The organism is Nitrosomonas ureae (genome assembly GCF_900206265.1).
Classification (GTDB): domain Bacteria; phylum Pseudomonadota; class Gammaproteobacteria; order Burkholderiales; family Nitrosomonadaceae; genus Nitrosomonas; species Nitrosomonas ureae_C.
Genome location: NZ_LT907782.1, coordinates 2,203,072 through 2,220,662, shown reverse-complemented (window position 1 = coordinate 2,220,662; position 17,591 = coordinate 2,203,072). Strand labels below are relative to the sequence as shown.

Annotated in this window: 15 protein-coding genes; 10 read left to right on the top strand and 5 right to left on the bottom strand. The window is 48.8% G+C overall.

Annotated features, from left to right (window positions below; all coding sequences use genetic code 11):
- The first annotated feature begins 19 nt into the window (after nt 1–19).
- The 5 genes from ychF (at nt 20) to dsr1 (ending at nt 6,495) form a co-directional block, all read left to right on the top strand.
- The gene (gene ychF / locus CPG39_RS10295) at nt 20–1,111 is read left to right on the top strand and encodes a redox-regulated ATPase YchF (RefSeq protein WP_096293290.1); all 1,092 of its coding nucleotides are present in this window, start codon (nt 20–22) and stop codon (nt 1,109–1,111) included.
- Nucleotides 1,112–1,258: 147 nt separating this feature from the next.
- On the top strand, nt 1,259–2,317 hold the full coding sequence (gene fic, locus CPG39_RS10290; RefSeq protein ID WP_269457625.1) for a protein adenylyltransferase Fic: 1,059 nt from the start codon (nt 1,259–1,261) through the stop codon (nt 2,315–2,317).
- An 88-nt stretch (nt 2,318–2,405) separates the two neighbouring features.
- The gene (locus tag CPG39_RS10285) at nt 2,406–2,660 is read left to right on the top strand and encodes a hypothetical protein (RefSeq protein ID WP_096293287.1); all 255 of its coding nucleotides are present in this window, start codon (nt 2,406–2,408) and stop codon (nt 2,658–2,660) included.
- Nucleotides 2,661–3,401, top strand: a complete 741-nt coding sequence (locus tag CPG39_RS14580) for an SIR2 family protein (protein ID WP_197702874.1) — start codon at nt 2,661–2,663, stop codon at nt 3,399–3,401.
- The gene (gene dsr1 / locus CPG39_RS10280; RefSeq protein WP_197702873.1) at nt 3,334–6,495 is read left to right on the top strand and encodes an anti-phage defense-associated sirtuin Dsr1; all 3,162 of its coding nucleotides are present in this window, start codon (nt 3,334–3,336) and stop codon (nt 6,493–6,495) included. Before CPG39_RS14580 ends, dsr1 begins: the two co-directional genes overlap by 68 nt.
- A 57-nt stretch (nt 6,496–6,552) precedes the next feature.
- Here dsr1 and hepT read toward each other — a convergent pair whose 3' ends face one another.
- The 4 genes from hepT to CPG39_RS10260 form a co-directional block, all read right to left on the bottom strand.
- Nucleotides 6,553–6,987, bottom strand: a complete 435-nt coding sequence (gene hepT, locus CPG39_RS10275) for a type VII toxin-antitoxin system HepT family RNase toxin (RefSeq protein WP_096293285.1) — start codon at nt 6,985–6,987, stop codon at nt 6,553–6,555.
- On the bottom strand, nt 6,977–7,372 hold the full coding sequence (gene mntA, locus CPG39_RS10270; protein WP_096293283.1) for a type VII toxin-antitoxin system MntA family adenylyltransferase antitoxin: 396 nt from the start codon (nt 7,370–7,372) through the stop codon (nt 6,977–6,979). Before mntA ends, hepT begins: the two co-directional genes overlap by 11 nt.
- Before the next feature lie 92 nt (nt 7,373–7,464).
- Complete coding sequence (rapA, locus tag CPG39_RS10265; RefSeq protein ID WP_096293281.1) at nt 7,465–10,365, bottom strand: RNA polymerase-associated protein RapA; 2,901 nt, start codon at nt 10,363–10,365, stop codon at nt 7,465–7,467.
- Nucleotides 10,366–10,600: 235 nt separating this feature from the next.
- Nucleotides 10,601–11,356, bottom strand: a complete 756-nt coding sequence (locus tag CPG39_RS10260; RefSeq protein WP_096293279.1) for a DUF2490 domain-containing protein — start codon at nt 11,354–11,356, stop codon at nt 10,601–10,603.
- Between the two features lie 625 nt (nt 11,357–11,981).
- Between CPG39_RS10260 and CPG39_RS10255 the strand changes: the two genes are divergently transcribed.
- A complete protein-coding gene (locus CPG39_RS10255) occupies nt 11,982–12,293 on the top strand; it encodes a c-type cytochrome (protein WP_096293278.1) in 312 nt (103 codons plus the stop codon).
- Nucleotides 12,294–12,519: 226 nt separating this feature from the next.
- Here CPG39_RS10255 and hemN read toward each other — a convergent pair whose 3' ends face one another.
- Nucleotides 12,520–13,935 carry an oxygen-independent coproporphyrinogen III oxidase gene (gene hemN / locus CPG39_RS10250; protein ID WP_231990281.1) on the bottom strand — a complete coding sequence of 472 codons (1,416 nt, stop codon included), beginning with the start codon at nt 13,933–13,935 and terminating at the stop codon, nt 12,520–12,522.
- A 202-nt stretch (nt 13,936–14,137) separates the two neighbouring features.
- On the opposite strand from hemN, the gene fnr reads away from it, so the two are divergent.
- The 4 genes from fnr (at nt 14,138) to pyrH (ending at nt 17,541) form a co-directional block, all read left to right on the top strand.
- Nucleotides 14,138–14,890, top strand: coding sequence for a fumarate/nitrate reduction transcriptional regulator Fnr (gene fnr, locus CPG39_RS10245; RefSeq protein WP_096293277.1), 753 nt, complete (start codon nt 14,138–14,140; stop codon nt 14,888–14,890).
- A gap of 262 nt (nt 14,891–15,152) precedes the next feature.
- Nucleotides 15,153–15,872, top strand: coding sequence for a 30S ribosomal protein S2 (gene rpsB / locus CPG39_RS10240; RefSeq protein WP_096293275.1), 720 nt, complete (start codon nt 15,153–15,155; stop codon nt 15,870–15,872).
- A gap of 42 nt (nt 15,873–15,914) precedes the next feature.
- Nucleotides 15,915–16,799: a translation elongation factor Ts gene (tsf, locus tag CPG39_RS10235; RefSeq protein ID WP_096293273.1), complete on the top strand. Its 885-nt coding sequence runs from the start codon at nt 15,915–15,917 to the stop codon at nt 16,797–16,799.
- A 25-nt stretch (nt 16,800–16,824) separates the two neighbouring features.
- Nucleotides 16,825–17,541 carry a UMP kinase gene (gene pyrH / locus CPG39_RS10230; protein WP_013648827.1) on the top strand — a complete coding sequence of 239 codons (717 nt, stop codon included), beginning with the start codon at nt 16,825–16,827 and terminating at the stop codon, nt 17,539–17,541.
- Nucleotides 17,542–17,591 lie beyond the last annotated feature (50 nt).

Here is a 17,591-nt window from a genome sequence, read left to right as displayed (position 1 = left end):
TTTTAATGAGAAACCGGTCATGAGTCTGAAATGCGGAATCGTAGGCCTACCCAATGTCGGCAAATCCACCTTGTTCAATGCGTTGACCAAAGCGGGCATCGCCGCGGAAAATTATCCTTTTTGCACCATCGATCCGAATGTCGGCATCGTCGAAGTGCCCGACCCGCGCCTGCAAAAACTCAGCGACATCGTCAAGCCGCAAAAAGTGCAACCGGCCATCGTCGAATTTGTTGATATCGCCGGATTGGTCGCGGGCGCGTCCAAAGGTGAAGGACTGGGCAACAAATTCCTCGCCAACATCCGTGAGACCGACGGCATCGTCAACATGGTGCGCTGCTTCAGCGATGACAATGTCGTGCACGTCGCCGGCAAGGTCGATCCGATCTCCGATATCGAGGTGATTCAAACCGAACTGTCTCTGGCTGATCTCGCCACTGTGGAAAAAGCTATTCAGCGCGAATCCAAGGTCGCAAAATCCGGCAATAAAGACGCCATCAAACTGTGCGCTTTACTCGAAACGATGCAAGCGCATCTGAACCAGGGCAAACCCGCCAGAACGCTGGATCTGGATAAAGAGCAAAAACTCTTAGTGCAACCGCTGTGTTTATTGACCGCCAAACCGGCGATTTACGTCGCCAATGTCGACGATCACGGCTTTGAAAACAATCCGTTGCTCACCCGCGTGCAAGAATATGCCGCCCAGGAAGGCGCGCCGGTCGTTGCCATCTGCGCCGCGCTCGAAGCGGAAATCGCGGAACTGTCCGATGAAGACAAGCAAATCTTCTTAGCCGACCTGAACCTCGAAGAACCCGGTCTCAATCGGCTGGTGCGCGCGGGTTATGAACTGCTCGGATTGCAAACGTATTTTACCGCCGGCGTCAAAGAAGTCCGCGCCTGGACCATCCACAAAGGCGACACCGCCCCGCAAGCAGCCGGAGTCATCCATACTGACTTTGAAAAAGGCTTCATCCGCGCCGAAGTAACCAGTTATGAGGATTTCATTGCCTACAACGGCGAACAAGGCGCCAAGGAAGCCGGAAAAATGCGCCTCGAAGGCAAGGAATATGTCGTCAAGGATGGCGATGTGATGCATTTCCGTTTCAATGTTTAATTGATATGTCGCAAAAACATGAAATTTGCGACATATTGAGTTGACCTGTCGCTGTGAACGACATAAACTGAGGACGTGTCGCAAAAATGCAAAAATTAAACCATGACTGCCTGGCGTCCAGATCAACCTTACAACGACCTACCGCTGTTGCCTCCCGCAACCGAGCTGGAAACACGCGCGGTGCTGAAGCAGTGTATCGCTGCCCGGGCGGCACTGGCAGAACTCAAACAAGCTGCTGAACTCATTCCTAATCAGGGCGTTTTGATCAACGCCCTGCCGCTACTTGAAGCGCAAGCCAGCTCGGAAATCGAGAACATCGTCACCACAACAGACCGGCTGTTTCAGTTTCAAAGCGCAAACGAGTATGCCGACCCAGCGACACGCGAAGCCCTGCGCTATAGCAGTGCACTGCTGGAAGGATTTCAAGCATTAAAGCAACACCCGTTGAACACCCGCACCGCAGAACAAGTATGTACCCGTATCAAGGGCATGGACATGCAAGTGCGGCGTGTATCGGGAACAGCGCTGGCCAATCAAGCCACGGGTGAAGTGATTTATACACCTCCCGTCGGAGAAAACCTGCTGCGTACCAAATTGGCCAACTGGGAACGCTATCTGCACGAAGCACGCGAGATCGACCCGCTAATCCGCATGGCGGCCGGGCATTACCAATTCGAAGCAATCCACCCGTTTACCGATGGCAATGGCCGCACTGGGCGCGTGCTGAATAGCCTGTTTCTGATCCAGGAAGATTTATTGACACTGCCGATTCTTTACCTTAGCCGCTACATCATCAAGAACAAAACCGAGTATTACCGCCTGCTGCTCGATATCACGCGTAACCAAGTTTGGGAATCGTGGATTGTCTTTTTACTACAAGGCATTGAGGACACGGCACGCTGGACCACCGCCAAGATTGCCGCAATCCGTGCTCTCTCAGAGTTCACAATTGATTATGTGAAGCAGAAAGCACCGAAAATCTACAGCCGCGAGCTAGTCGATCTGATCTTCGATCTGCCATACTGCCGCATTCAGAACTTAGTTGAAAAAAACATTGCTGGACGTCAAGCCGCTTCGCGCTATCTCAAACAACTGGTAGACATCGGTGTGCTTGAGGAAAGAACCATCGGGCGCGAAAAGCTTTTTATAAACCCTAAGCTAATGCAACTATTAACACGGGATGGCAATACAATCGCCGTCTACTGATTATGAAACTTATGCAACCACGAACTAGCTTAGCGAACAAGGTATCGCCAAAGATTTAATTGCCTTCAATGCTGGCCAAAAAAACATTATGGACAAGATCCAGAATAAGCGGATTCGGCTCAGTGATCTGGAAGAGAAGGTTCGAGCCAAAGCTTACCTTTTACTGGAGCTGGAAAAACAGATGATCATCAAAGTACTATTGGTTGCCTTGGGCAATCAACATACATTTCACCACCTGCAGATCGAAGTCACTGTCTTCAATTTCAAGTACACCACCATCCGCGAAACCAACGCCGCAATGCTAAAGGTTACGCTAGTGCGATTACTTTCTGGAGAACATTGAGTGCAGTTCATCACACACGGCCCCGATATTCCTGATGCACTCCTGCAGGCGCACGAGGAGGGTCGCGTGGTGTTTTTTTGCGGCGCTGGCATCTCCTATCCCGCCGGCCTGCCTGGCTTCAAGGGGTTAGTGGAGCAGATCTACCGGCTGAACGGCACGGCACTCACCGACATCGAGTGCGAGGCCTTTGACCGTGGGCAGTTCGACGCCACACTCGACTTGCTGGAGCGACGCCTGCCGGGCCAGCGTCTGGCCGTTCGTCGCGCACTGGCCCTGGCCCTGAAGCCGAAGCTCCACCGCAAGGGCGCCACCGATACGCAGGCGGCGCTGTTGCGTCTGACTCGTAGCCGAGAGGGCGCGCTGCGGTTGGTCACCACTAACTTCGACCGCATCTTTCATGTGGCAGCCAAACGCACGGGCCAAGCCTTCCAAGCCTACGCCGCCCCGATGCTGCCCATCCCCAAGAACAGCCGCTGGGACGGGCTGGTCTACCTGCATGGCCTGCTACCTGAAAAGTCGGACGATACCGCCCTGAACCGGCTGGTGGTAACCAGTGGCGACTTTGGCTTGGCCTACCTTACCGAGCGCTGGGCGGCTCGCTTCGTGAGCGAGTTGTTCCGCAACTACGTGGTCTGCTTCGTGGGCTACAGCATCAACGACGGTACTGCGCTACATGATGGATGCGCTGGCAGCCGACCGGATGCTGGGCGAGATCACGCCACAGGCTTGGGCATTGGGTGATTGTGAACCGGGACAGGAACACCGGAAAACCATCGAGTGGGAGGCCAAGGGCGTCACACCCATCCTCTACACCGTACCGGCTGGCACCTACGACCATTCAGCGCTGCACGAGACTCTGCACGCTTGGGCAGATACTTATCGCGACGGCGTGCAGGGCAAAGAAGCCATCGTCGTCAAACATGCTCTGGCCCGTCCGCAGGACAGCACGCGGCAGGACGATTTTGTTGGCCGAATGCTGTGGGCCGTGTCAGATAAATCAGGTTTGCCGGCAAAACGCTTTGCGGACCTCAATCCCGCCCCGCCGCTGGACTGGCTGCTGGAAGCTTTTTCGGACGAACGCTTTCAGTACAGCGATCTGCCGCGCTTCCATGTGCCTCTTCACGTAGAAGTCGACACCAAACTTCGATTTAGCCTTATTCGGCGGCCTGCGCCCTATGACCGCGCTCCGCCGATGCTATTGGCTTCTGGAGGCGTCAGTGGTAGCCAGTGGGATGACGTGATGTTTCATCTGGCTCGCTGGTTGGTTCGTTATCTGGATGATCCCAGGCTGATCATTTGGATTGCAGAGCGTGGCGGGCAGTTGCACGACCGTTGGCCGTGGCTGATCGAGCACGAACTGGATCAATTTGCTTCACTGGAGCGCGATGGGAAAACCTCCGTGCTCGATGAAATCCGCTTGCATGCACCCAAGGCTATTCCTGGCCCACTGATGCGCACCTTGTGGCGTCTTCTGCTCAGTAGCCGGGTGAAATCACCGTGGCACGACCCTGATTTGTATCGCTGGAAAGGACGTCTCAAGCGTGAAGGACTGACCGCCACATTGCGTCTGGAATTGCGGGAGTTGCTTGCCCCCAAGGTTGTGTTGAAGAAGCCGTTTCGCTGGGGTGACAACGATTCGAGCAGCACAGACGAGCCCCCACGAATCAAGCAATTGGTGGACTGGGAACTCGCGCTGGCCGCCGATCACGTGCTTTCAACCCTGCGCGACCTTGCCGACGAGCCATGGAAATCTGCTTTGCCGCACCTGCTGGAAGATTTCCAGCAGCTATTGCGCGATGCACTGGACCTATTGCGTGAGTTGGGCGAGGCCGACGACCGTAGCGACCGCTCGCATTGGGATCTGCCCTCCATCACGCCGCACTGGCAGAACCGGGGTTTTCGCGACTGGGTGAGTCTGATCGAATTGCTGCGCGATGCATGGCTGGCGGTTTGCGCCAACGACAGCGCGCGTGCCACGCGCATCGCCCAGACTTGGTTTGAGTTGCCATACCCCACCTTCAAACGTCTGGCCCTGTTTGCCGCAAGCCACGACGATTGCATCCAGCCCGAGCAGTGGGTGGATTGGTTGCTGGAGGAAGGCGCGTGGTGGCTGTGGTCCACAGATACTGGGCGGGAGGTATTCAGGCTGTTTGTTCTACAGGGTCGACATTTGGCAGGGGCTGCACAGGACCGTCTGGAAGCAGCCATACTGGCGGGACCTCCGCGCGAGATGTACCGTGACGACTTGGAGGCAGAACGTTGGCAAGACTTGGTGGCCCGTTCCGTCTGGCTGCATCTGGCCAAGCTCAACACATCGGGCCTCGTTTTGGGTGCGTCTGCGGCGGCACGCTTGGCGGAAATATCCACTGCCTACCCGCAATGGCAGTTGGCAACCAACGAGCGTGACGAGTTCTGGCGCTGGATGAGTGGCACGGGCGATCCGGATTACGAGGACAGCCGGGATGTCGACATTGCTCCCCGCAAGCGAAAGGAGCTGCGGCAATGGCTCACCAAGCCTACGCCAGAGCGGCGGCATTTCTACGAAGATACGTGGCGTGAGGTTTGCCGCACGCGCTTCTTTCACAGTTTGTTCGCGCTAGGTGATCTCGCACAAGATGATGTGTGGCCCACTGGTCGATGGCGCGAAGCTCTGCAGGCTTGGGCCGAACCAGGAATGGTTTTGCGCTCCTGGCGGTATGCTGCACCGCTGGTGCAGACTATGCCTGATGCTGTGCTGCTGGAAATTGATCACGCCGTGACTTGGTGGATGGAGGCAGCCTCCAAGGCTATCAGCCGCCATGAAGACATCCTGCTGAACCTGTGCCGCCGTGTTCTGGCCTTGCCGCTAGAAGCAGGCTCAGGTTCTCGCATTATTCGAAACGGTATCGAGACCTATGACCCTGTCGGCTCGGCGATCAACCATCCCATCGGGCACGCCACGCAGGCACTGATCAACCTGTGGTTCAAGCAGAACCCGAACGACAACGATTTGCTTCCTGCTGAATTGAAGCCCATCTTCACCACACTGTGCGACGTGCGGGTAGATCGATTCCGCCACGGTCGGGTGCTGATGGGTTCGCGGCTGATCGCATTTTTCCGTGTGGATCGCCCTTGGACCGAACAGTACCTGCTACCGTTGTTCGGCTGGAGCAATCCCGTTGAAGCCAAGGCCACGTGGGAAGGCTTCCTCTGGTCGCCGCGCTTGTACCAGCCATTGCTGGCAGCCTTCAAGTCACAGTTTCTGGACAGTGCAAACCGCTATGCCGATCTTGGCGAGCACCGCCAGCAATTCGCGACCTTCCTCACCTACACGGCATTGGGCCCGACCGAGGGATACACCGTAGAGGAATTCCGATCTGCAATTGGCGCGCTTCCACAAGAAGGGTTGGAGGAATCCGCGCAGGCGCTATCCCAAGCACTTGAAGGTGCTGCCGATCAGCGCGAGGACTACTGGAAAAACCGTGCTCAGCCGTTCTGGCAACAGATCTGGCCAAAGTCCCGCGATTTGGCTACCCCGCGCATCGCCGAATCTTTGACTCGTCTGGTGATTGCCGCCCGAGGCGAATTCTCGGCGGCCTTGGCTGCGGTGCAGGACTGGTTGCAACCCATTGAACACCCGCACTACGTCGTACATCTGCTGCACGAATCGGGTTTGTGCAGACGGTTCCCTGCCGAGGCATTACTGCTGCTGAATGCAGTGATTGCTGACCAGCAGTGGTGGGTACCACAGGAATTGAGGCAATGTTTGGACGAGATCGTGCATGCTGCGCCATGGCTTGCACAAGACTCTCGTTACACGAGACTACGAGAATACTTGCGGAAGCAGGAGGGCTAAATTGAAAGCAACAAAGTCATGCTGAATTGAGCCGAAGCAAAATTACCAAATTTCATCTCATTCTTGCCGCTGGGAGTGCGTCGCATCCTTGAGTAGCACCGCTTTGCTATATTGCAGGAATTCGTCCAGATGTTTTTCTATCACCGCTACAGTAATCGATAATTGCAGCGCCTGATAGTCATGCACCGCAATGTTGCGAAATCCCACCATACGCTTCAGTTTGTCCGCCAAGACCGCATCGATCCAGCCTGCCTGCGCTAGCAGCGTAAATACATCGCGCGCACTTTGCGGAATACCCAGCCGTTCACGCCGGATCAAGTGCTGCCCCATATCCAGTGCCGCTTCGCAGGCGCGTTGAATGTTCAGAATAGCAGCATCCTGCCTCGTGGGATTCCCGGCAAATGTGGCGGGATCAGCCGCATATTCCTCACGTGCACGCTGCACACATCGCTCAATGGTGGCGGCCTTGTTGAGCAAAACATCATCGGCCATACACGCTCCCCCGGTGCTGAATATCATCGATCAGTGCATTGCGGGCCTCATCCAGCGCGGTCTTTTCGCTCAGAATGGCCACTTCATAAAGTGCCGCCTGACCATCTTTTTGCCACCAGCGCTCGCCCGTGGTGATAATTTGGTATTGCATGACCGTCGATGCCGCCCGCAGATCGAGTAAATCCACCGCACAGCCCGCGTCATCGGCTAATTCTCCCGTCAGATCGAACATCAGCAGTGGATCGGCATAACCAGGCACCAATATCGCCAGATCCAGATCGCTTTCAGCACTGGCATGGCCCTGGATGCGGCTGCCAAAAGCATACAGCGCCAGCAGATCAGGTAAGCGGTTTTGCACTCGCTTCATGATGATTTCTTTGTTCATGCGGCCTCCTGATTTCAAAGAGAGGAACAAGCTCTGTCATGCATCATACCCTCTCACTACTTTTTTCGTTATTTCCGAGCTACCGGATTGCTTCACGTCGCCACAATTACCCGCACCGCGTCGAGCCGCAGGTTGCTGGATTTCAGCGCGCTGGTTAATTGTTGTAATTGCTGTTCGAAGAACTGAATTTCTTCATCGCGCACGTTCGGATTGACTTGTTGCAACGCCTTGAGGCGTTCGATTTCCGGGGTGAAAGTTTGCCGGATGCGCGCTTCGGCGGCGGCGACGAGTTGCGGGGCTTGCGCGCTGGCGTGCTGCTCGCTCACGCGCAGTAATTCACGGATCGCGTCTTCTTTCAGTTGCATCACTTGTTTGGCAATACCGGTTGCGACCGGCTGCAAATGCTGATTGATCGCATCGTGATCGAGATACGGATAGTCGCCGCTGCCTTGTTCGTCGAGCACAATGCGAATCACGGTGGATGGCAGGTAGCGGTTGCTTTGTTGCACGTTTTGCCCACTGGCTTCGAGCACGAACAGGGTTTCCAGCAGCAAAGTGCCCGGCTGCACCTGTTGGTGTTTCAGCGCCACGACCACAGCATTACCGCTTTCGTTACTCAGGATGCGCTCAATGGCATGCGTAACCATCGGATGTTCCCATGTCAGGAAGTGCATATCCTCATTGGCCAGCGCCACGTCGCGCATGTAGGTAATGACCGAGCCTTCGTCCTGCAAGCCGGGAAACGGCATGCTCATGTGCTCGCTCGGCTCGGTCAGATAGCTGCCGGCGCGATGCTCTTCGATATGCACGCCGCAGCAATCGAACACCGTTTCCATGTATTGCGGCAGCGCGGGATCATTATCTTGCGCACGCGCGTCTTGCATGAGCTGCTCCGCCACGCCGGGCCGGAACGAGTTGTATTCCAATAACTTGTCACGCCCACGATCGAGCGCTTCGTTCAGTTCTTGATGCGCCGATTGCGTGACACCGACCAATCCGGCCAGTGCTTTGTCCTGGGTTTGACGTTGATGCAGCGCAGCGATGAGCTGTTCTTCGACTTTGACAAACACCGTTTGACCGGCCGGGCAGGTTTTCTCAAATGCATTCAACCCCTCGTGATACCAATGGAACATCACTGCCAGCGCGCTGTTTTCCAGATAGGGCACATGGATTTGAATGGTTTCCGTCTGGCCGATGCGATCCAACCGGCCGATGCGCTGTTCCAGCAGATCGGGATTGAGCGGCAAATCGAATAGCACCAGCTGATGGGAAAACTGGAAATTGCGGCCTTCGCTGCCGATTTCCGAGCAGATCAATATTTGGCTTCCAGTTTCTTTATCTGCAAAAAAAGCGGCAGCGCGGTCACGTTCAATCAAACTCATGCTTTCGTGAAATACCGGAATATGCTGCCCCGTTTGCATCTTGAGTGCCTGCGCGATATCGCGCGTGGTTTGCGTATTGGCTGCAATAACCAGCACTTTCTCCGGTTTTAACTGCCTGAGCGTCGTGCTCAACCAGCTGATACGCGGATCGATCTCGGTCCAATACGGTTGTTCCGGCTCAGCTCTGGCCTGATAGAGCAGTTCAGGACACAATAACAATCTTGGTTGTGACAGAGCTGTCGTTTCAAAAGTTATCAAGCATTGCTGATACTCGACAGGTAACGCCAAAGGAACAGCTACTAGCTTGCGTTCAGGAAATCCCTTGATCGCCGCGCGCGTATTGCGAAACAAGATGCGGCCGGTACCATGCCGGTCCAGCAATAATTCCGCCAGCTTGTTTCTGGTTTTCAGGATCTGAGATTGATCTGCGGCAGGATCTTGCAGGCACGCCAGCAGTACTTGCGCTTGTGCGGCATTGAGCGTGCCGGCGATCAGTTGGCGAATTTCTGCATTCAAAGCTTGCCCTTCGAGCAATGCTTCGACAGCTTTAGCGATCGGCTCATACGATTGTTCTTCGGCGATAAACGCGGAAAAACTGTTGAAGCGATGCGGATCGAGCAGGCGCAAGCGGGCGTAGTGGCTGGCTTTGCCCAGTTGCTCCGGAGTAGCGGTCAATAGCAGCACACCCTTGGTGCAGGTTGCCAATTGTTCGATCATGGCGTATCCCGGACTGACGACTTGCTGCGACCAATGTAAATGATGCGCTTCGTCGACTACCAGTAAATCCCAGTTACCTTGAAGCGCCGTTTGAAAATGTTTCGGGTATTGGCGTAGAAAATTCAGACTGCACAGGATCAGTTGTTCGCTATGAAACGGATTTTCACCTTCCTCGCTTTCTTCCAGCGCTAAACAACGCGCTTCGTCAAAAATACTGAATTGCAAATTAAATCGTCGCAGCATTTCCACCAGCCATTGATGGATCAAGGTTTCCGGCACCACGATGAGCACGCGCTTGGCACGCTCGGTGAGCAATTGCTGATGCAAAATCAGACCGGCCTCGATGGTTTTTCCCAAACCCACTTCGTCCGCCAGCAAAACGCGCGGCGCATAGCGGCACCCGACTTCATGAGCAATATAAAGTTGGTGTGGAATCAGGCTGGTACGCGTGCCCACCAGGCCATACAGCGGAGCTTGCGCTAGCCGGTTGCGGATCAGCAGTGTTTGATAACGAATTCTGAACCATTTGTCCTGATCAAACTGACCCGTGAACAAGCGTTCTGCCGGCCGGTTCAATAGCAGGTGATGCGCTAGTTGCGCTTCGGCAAGTTCTATGCTGCTCCCACTTTCATTTACACAGGAATAAACTACTAAACCATTGCGTTCATGTACTTCAGTGACTTTTAATACAGCATTGTCATAACTGACGACAGTGTCTCCGGACTTAAAAACCACACGCGTCAATGGCGCAGATTGTCTGGCATAAGAACGAATTTCACCCGTTGCTTTAAAAATAAGGGTAACAATTCTGTGTTCAACGGTCTGAACCGTGCCCAATCCCAATTGTAAATCAACATCGCAGATCCAACGTTGACCCGGCTTGAAATCTTGCATGTATTACTCTGTAATTGATCGGAGCAGTATAGTAATAGAAAGTGTATCGTAATAAAAAGTGGAAAAACATTCCCACTCTTTAAATCATACACTTACTGCCGTCCAAAAATACAACCAGCTGTGACGATTAGTGATAACAGGAAAATTTGAGCCGGTAATTTTTTGACCGCAAGGAAATTACCGGCTCAGAAGGTGCGGGGTGTATCGAAATAATCAATACTGCACAATTAGATCATTAGAAATTCAGGAACAAACTCGCAATAAAGTTATGCATCATTTGATCGGGGCGCGCACTGTGCGGCCGATTGATAAATTGGTTCATATAACCCACTTCAACGGTCGCATACTGATTGACTTTGTAGCCTAATCCAACGAATGCGCGGTTCTGATCGTAACCACGGGAAATAAAACCAGGGTTACCAACGGTATTCATCGCAATAAACAATTCACTTTGAACGATAAAACTGAGATTCTCATTTATTGACGGCATTGGAACCGCCAGTTTAACCAGTTGGCGGAATCGATGCGCTACATCATCATCCCCAGAAATAGGGGCATGATGGTCGAAGAAGCGTTGCTCAAAACGGCTACGCGCCGATAATCTACCGAATGAAAAATTATCCGCCCAGGTCACTTGTTGCCAGATCCGGTGTTCATTAAATGGGTGCGCTACAGATAGCGGTTCAGCTGTAGGTGCCCACGCATAACCGGCCCACACCACCACCTTATCGGTTAACGCATAACCCACACCGGGGCGGATCAGGGATTGCGTGAATTGCGTCGCATCATTACCAAAACGACCTTGTCCTTCCATCCACCATCTGAATTTTTTTAAATCCGCATTGTTTGGATTCACGAAACCAAAATTACCTTGTGAGAAAACACCTCCCCACACTTGAAAATCTTCGACTGTGCGATCAGCGGCGACTGGATTACTAAAAACGAAGCCAAGCGCAACAAAAACAGCAAAAATGTTTATCTTCTTGAACATAAGATCCTCTTTCAAAACAATTTGATTCTATAAAATAGTTAATCGGAAATACTTGCTATTGATACTAATTAAAAAACCTTATCACATTCATATTGTTATAACTTCGCTCGCCACCATAACACAGCAATTGTCAAGAAAATGTTAAGAGACTCAACTCCGCTAAGTAGTAGGGCATAAAATAATTCTATTTTAATTTTAATGACTTAAATAAGTATAAAAGAATTTTTACCACGCTTTAATTACACAAAAGCCAGTTAAAAATGGCAAACAATAACATGATATATGTTAAGAAAATGTCAAGAAAAAGAATTACAACAAAGCATTACATCCATTGTCGTTTTATTACAACCTGATGTTATCTATATGGAATATAAATGTTGAAGATGCTTTTATGGAGCTTGGAAACAACCTAGGAGAAACCCTGATAATAAAAATGAAGCACTGAAGTGGATCTGCATTTTTTAATACACTTTTGTGACGAACTGTCATAATATCGACATGTTAAACCTGTCAAATCTCTAAATCCGATTAATAAATTCTGAATATCAAATTTATATTGAGTAACTCAATGTGGTATCGGGATCAATCCTGATATTTTTTAAAATAAATAACCTGGAGTCAAGAAATGAAAAAAACACATTTTTTAGTAGCAGTATCCGCACTGTTCATCCTTGCCGGTTGCGGTGGAAGTTCGAGCGATTATAGTCCGCCAGCAGATGCTTCCGGAGAGAGAATCTTTAGCACTGCCTGCAGCGAATGCCACAAACCACTGAGTGCAAACAAGGCAATGATTTTGAGTGAAAAAATTGCTAACAAGGAAGCTATTATCAAGAAGTTTCAGTCAGGCAGTATGCGGATGCCCGCTTTCAAAAATATTCAAGGCGAAGCCGCCGATCGACTGGCTGAATATATTTTAACGAACAGTGAAGTCAAATAATAAGAGACCTTTGCACGGTTACTACGCGGTATGATAATTGCGTTAAAAATTTGCAAAAAATGCTCATTTACCCCGTGTAAACTCCGCTTTTTCGCAAATTTTTGCCTTATTCTCGTACCGCTCATGACACCGTGCAAAGGTCTCAATAAATTATTACTGATACTTGAGGGTCTATTCAGGTTCTCAAGTATATTTTTATATCATCGGTAGTTGGTAGGTTATAGTGCTAATGCTGCTTACGTAAATACTTATCAAAGATTCCACAGATACTGTTGATAAATAACTGACCCTTCGGTGTTACAACAATCTCTTCATTATCCAAAGCAACCAAACCGGCTTCCGCGTATGCTTGCAAACCTGTCAATTCAGTTACAAAGTACTGCTTGAAATCTATCGAAAAAAAAGCTTCCACTGAGTCATACGAAATAACCGAATGACATATCAGCGCATACATAATCGAACGGCGTAACAGGTCATCCGCATTGAGCCTTACGCCACGCAAAATGGGAGGAGTTTTTTGTTCCAATTTATCATAGTATTGCAATAAATCACATTGATTCTGATGTAAAATCGGCCCGATGCGGCCTGCTCCTGAAACACCTAATGCAAGATGGTCACAATCAGGGTAAATTGAAAAACCACGTAAACCATAATGCAGCCTTCCTTGACGCTGGGCAACTGCCAGCAAATCATCATATCGGGCAAAAAGATTCATACCGATATGGCTGTAGCCTGCTTCTGTTAAGCAGGAAATTGCCAACAAAATCATTTCAAACTTGGCTTCTGTTCCAGGTAATTCTGTAAAACCATTATTCCTTTGCAGCTTAATTATTCCTGCAAATTGTTTATAATCCGAAAGCTTAATCTGATCTGGATTGGTTGCAATAATTTTAAGTAGTGCATTAGCAAATTCATCCAAATTCTGCCCGGGCAATCCATAGCTAAATTCAACTTTCAGCGACTTAAATCCTGCCCGTCGGATATCGCAGATAGTTTGAACGATAGCTTCTTCGGATCGAATACGCTGTTTCGAATGATTCGTTTGGTGATCAAGATCATGTACGCCCACAACTGCGGAATTAAATCCCATTTTGTTTAAAGCTTGCATGGAACAATTTGTTAATGGTTGTGCTGCAATCTCAATACAGAAATCACCTCCTTCAATCAAGTTAAAATACCGCTTAATTTCCTCGGTAAGCTTACTGAGCTGAGCGTCACTTAAGAATGTCGTGCCTCCCTTGAAATATATCTGTTCAACTTTAGTATCATCTTTGAATAATTGCCCTTGCAGCCTTATGTCCCGAAGCAAATAATCCAAGTATGTTTTAATACTGTCCTTTTCAGAGGAAAGGATCTGATTGGAATGATAATAAAGACATAAAGGCCAGCAAAAAGGGACATATAAATCCAACGATAAAGGACGACGAAAGTATCCAGGTTTTCTATTATTTATCCAATCCGAGTACGTATGCACATCAAATGCTTCAGCAAAATAATTAAGCCCGGGATATAAACAAGGATCGGAATAACAGCCTCCAAAACGGCATATAAGATCCGAATTAGTCTGCAGTGCGCTTGAAAATGAGCCAGGGAATTGTAATGAATACACCAAGCTTCCTGTCTTGCGAAAAGTACGCTCCATAGCAATCATATCGATATAGCACTACCGCATTATCTATTCCGGTTAAATCATTTAATTACTATATTTCTACTATCCAAAAATGTTATCCACCCCTTGCCGTATTAACGTAAAATTGTAAAAGGGTTAAAAGAATTGGTTTTGATATAGATCAATCAATGTATTAATAAAAATAGGATTTAAAACTCTACCGTTGGAAAATAATTTGCTACACGATAGCTCACAACACAGTCATCTTGATATTAAGCAAATACGATCAAGCTGCGCGACTTGCAGCTTGCGTGAATTGTGCTTGCCAGTTGGTCTTAATGATCAGGAAATCCAGATACTGGGTGATGTTGTCAGCCATAAACGCAAGATCCGGCGCGGTGGATATCTACATCAATCAGGCTCAAAATTTCAATCACTTTTTGCCATTCGTAGTGGATTTCTAAAAACTTGTGTACTTGAAGAGGATGGGCGTCAACAAGTTACAGGTTTCCATATGACAGGAGAATTGTTAGGGTTGGATGCCATCAGCACAGAAATACATACTTGTGATGCAATAGCGCTCGAAGACAGTGAGGTTTGTGAAATTCCCTTTACCAAACTGGAAGAAATTGGCATTATAATTCCGTCGCTTATGCGACACTTCCATAAAATCATGAGTCGCGAAATAGTGCGGGATCATAGTGTAATGCTATTATTGGGTAGCATGAAAGCAGAGGAACGCTTAGCTTCATTCTTACTAAATTTATCACGTCGCTTCTTTTTGCGCGGTTATTCCGAAACCGATTTTAATTTACGCATGACACGTGAAGAAATTGGCAGTTATCTTGGTCTTAAGCTGGAGACAGTTAGTCGCGCATTTTCCAAACTTCAGGATGAAAATATCATTACCGTAGATCATAAGCATATTCGGATAAATGATATTAGTCGCTTAAAATTCAAAATGGGTAATTCATCCTGCATTACTTAATAAACGATAATGCCAATGGACTGGAATAATAATTTGCTCATCCCCATCATTTGATGACAGAGAAAATTTATTTCTCGTCAAGCAAATAAATATCCCTTACTTACTCCCGCAACCTATCAGCTTGAGTAAGTACACGAAAATGTTATAATATACAAATAATTTGGTGATTTGCGCCCATATGCACACCGGATTAAATTCACACATTTGCCTGAAAATAATTGGATATCAAGGTAAATGGAGGCTCAATCCTTAAGGAGAACTTATGTCAGTAACCATGCGACAAATGCTGGAAGCAGGTGTACATTTTGGACATCAAACGCGCTTCTGGAACCCCAAAATGGCGCCCTATATTTTCGGCCATCGTAACAAAATCCACATCATAAATCTTGAAAAAACCCTGGTGATGTATGAAGAAGCCATGAAATATATACGTCAATTATCAGCAAACAAGGGAGTGATTTTATTTGTCGGCACAAAAAGACAGGCGCGGGATATTGTGCGCGAAGAAGCAATGCGCTGCGGATCTCCCTATGTCGACCAACGCTGGTTGGGAGGGATGCTGACCAATTTTAAAACCATCAAACAATCTATCAAACGCTTACAAGACATGGAAAACATGGTTCAAGACGGAACCCTGGATAAGCTTGTAAAAAAAGAAGCGCTTGATCTTCAGAGAGAACTGGATAAGCTCAACAGCAGCTTAGGTGAGATCAAAGATATGAAAGGTTTGCCGGATGCCCTATTTGTTATTGATGTCGGATATCAAAAAGGAGCTATCACAGAAGCAAGAAAGCTTGGCATCCCTGTAATTGGGGTGGTCGATACCAATCACAATCCGGATAATTTGCACTATATCATTCCTGGAAATGACGATTCTAGCCGTGCAATACGCCTGTACGCCCGCGGTGCGGCAGACGCGATCCTGGAAGGGCGCAATCAGGCTATTCAAGAAATCGTTGAAATGACTGCTGAAGCTGAATAGAGTCCTTTTCTTTTATTAATTAATTTTGTTTCTGGAGTAAATATGGCGGAAATTACCGCAAGCATGGTCAAAGAATTGCGTGAAATGACCGGGCTAGGCATGATGGAATGCAAAAAAGCATTAGCAGAGACCGACGGCGATATGAGGGCAGCAGAAGATCTGCTAAGGATTAAAAGTGGTGCCAAGGCAAGTAAAGCCGCCGGACGGGTTGCAGCAGAAGGCGTAATTGGTGCATATGTTTCAACAGACAGAAAATGTGGTGCGCTGGTTGAAGTAAACTGTGAGACCGATTTTGTCGCCAGAAATGAAGATATTGTTACTTTCGCTAAAAACCTGGCTGAATTGAGTGCGACAAAAAATATTCTCGATACCACAACTTTAAGCGATGCAAATTTGCAAAGTGGTGAAACGGTTGAAGCAGTTCGCAAGGCATTGATTATGAAGTTGGGTGAAAATATAAGTATTCGCCGTTGTGGCCGCCACGTAACACAAGGTCAATTGGCTCATTATCTTCATGGAACCAAGATCGGCGTAATGGTGGATTTTACCGGAGGAGATGAGTCTCTAGGCAAGGATCTGGCTATGCACATTGCGGCAAGTAAGCCCATGTGTGTATCCAAAGAACAAGTATCTGCTGACACTTTAGCGCATGAGCGCGAAATTTTTACCGCACAAGCGGCTGAAAGTGGCAAACCGGCAAACATTATCGAAAAAATGGTGGATGGTCGCATTGCAAAATATCTTGCTGAAATAACACTCTTAGGCCAGCCTTTTGTAAAAGATCCGGATCAGACGATAGAAAAATTGCTGACCCAAAAATCTGCAAAAGTTAATGCTTTCACTATGTTTGTGGTAGGTGAAGGAATAGAAAAGAAAACTGAGAATTTTGCAGATGAGGTTAAGGCTCAGATGGAACAAGCAAAGTAAACCAAATCTTTTCAATATACTATCAATGATTGCCCCACTCTATAAACGTATTTTACTGAAACTATCCGGCGAAGCTCTGATGGGTGACGATAAGTATGGAATTAACCATGCGGTGATGGGAAGAATTGTTGCAGAAATTGAGGAAGTTAGCAAACTGGGGATTGAAATTGCCATTGTTGTAGGCGGTGGAAATATTTTTCGCGGCATGAAGTCAGCCAACGATGGATTGGAACGTGTCACTGCCGATTATATGGGCATGTTAGCCACTGTAATGAATGCCTTAGCGTTGCAAGACGCGATGAAACTAGTTGGACTGGTGCCGCGAATACAATCTGCTTTGCGTATCGAACAAGTTGTAGAACCCTATATCCGCGGGCGTGCTATACGTTATTTGAAAGATGGCAAAATAGTTATATTTGCGGCAGGTACCGGCAATCCGTTTTTTACCACTGATACCGCAGCTGCTTTGCGCGGCATGGAAATGAATGTCGATATCATGTTGAAAGCTACTAAAGTGGATGGAATTTATACCAGCGATCCTAAAATTGATCTTGAGGCAACACGCTTTCACAAATTAACATTTGACGAAGCGATTGCTAAAAATTTGCAGGTAATGGATGCGACGGCATTAACACTATGCCGTGACCAGAAATTACCGCTTAGCGTATTTAGTATTTTCAAGGCTGGGGCACTTAAACGTATAATAACAGGCGAGGATGAAGGAACTTTGGTAACAGTCTGATTCAAAAATAATTGAAGCCTCGTGAAAATTGATGCATAAGGGAACGACAT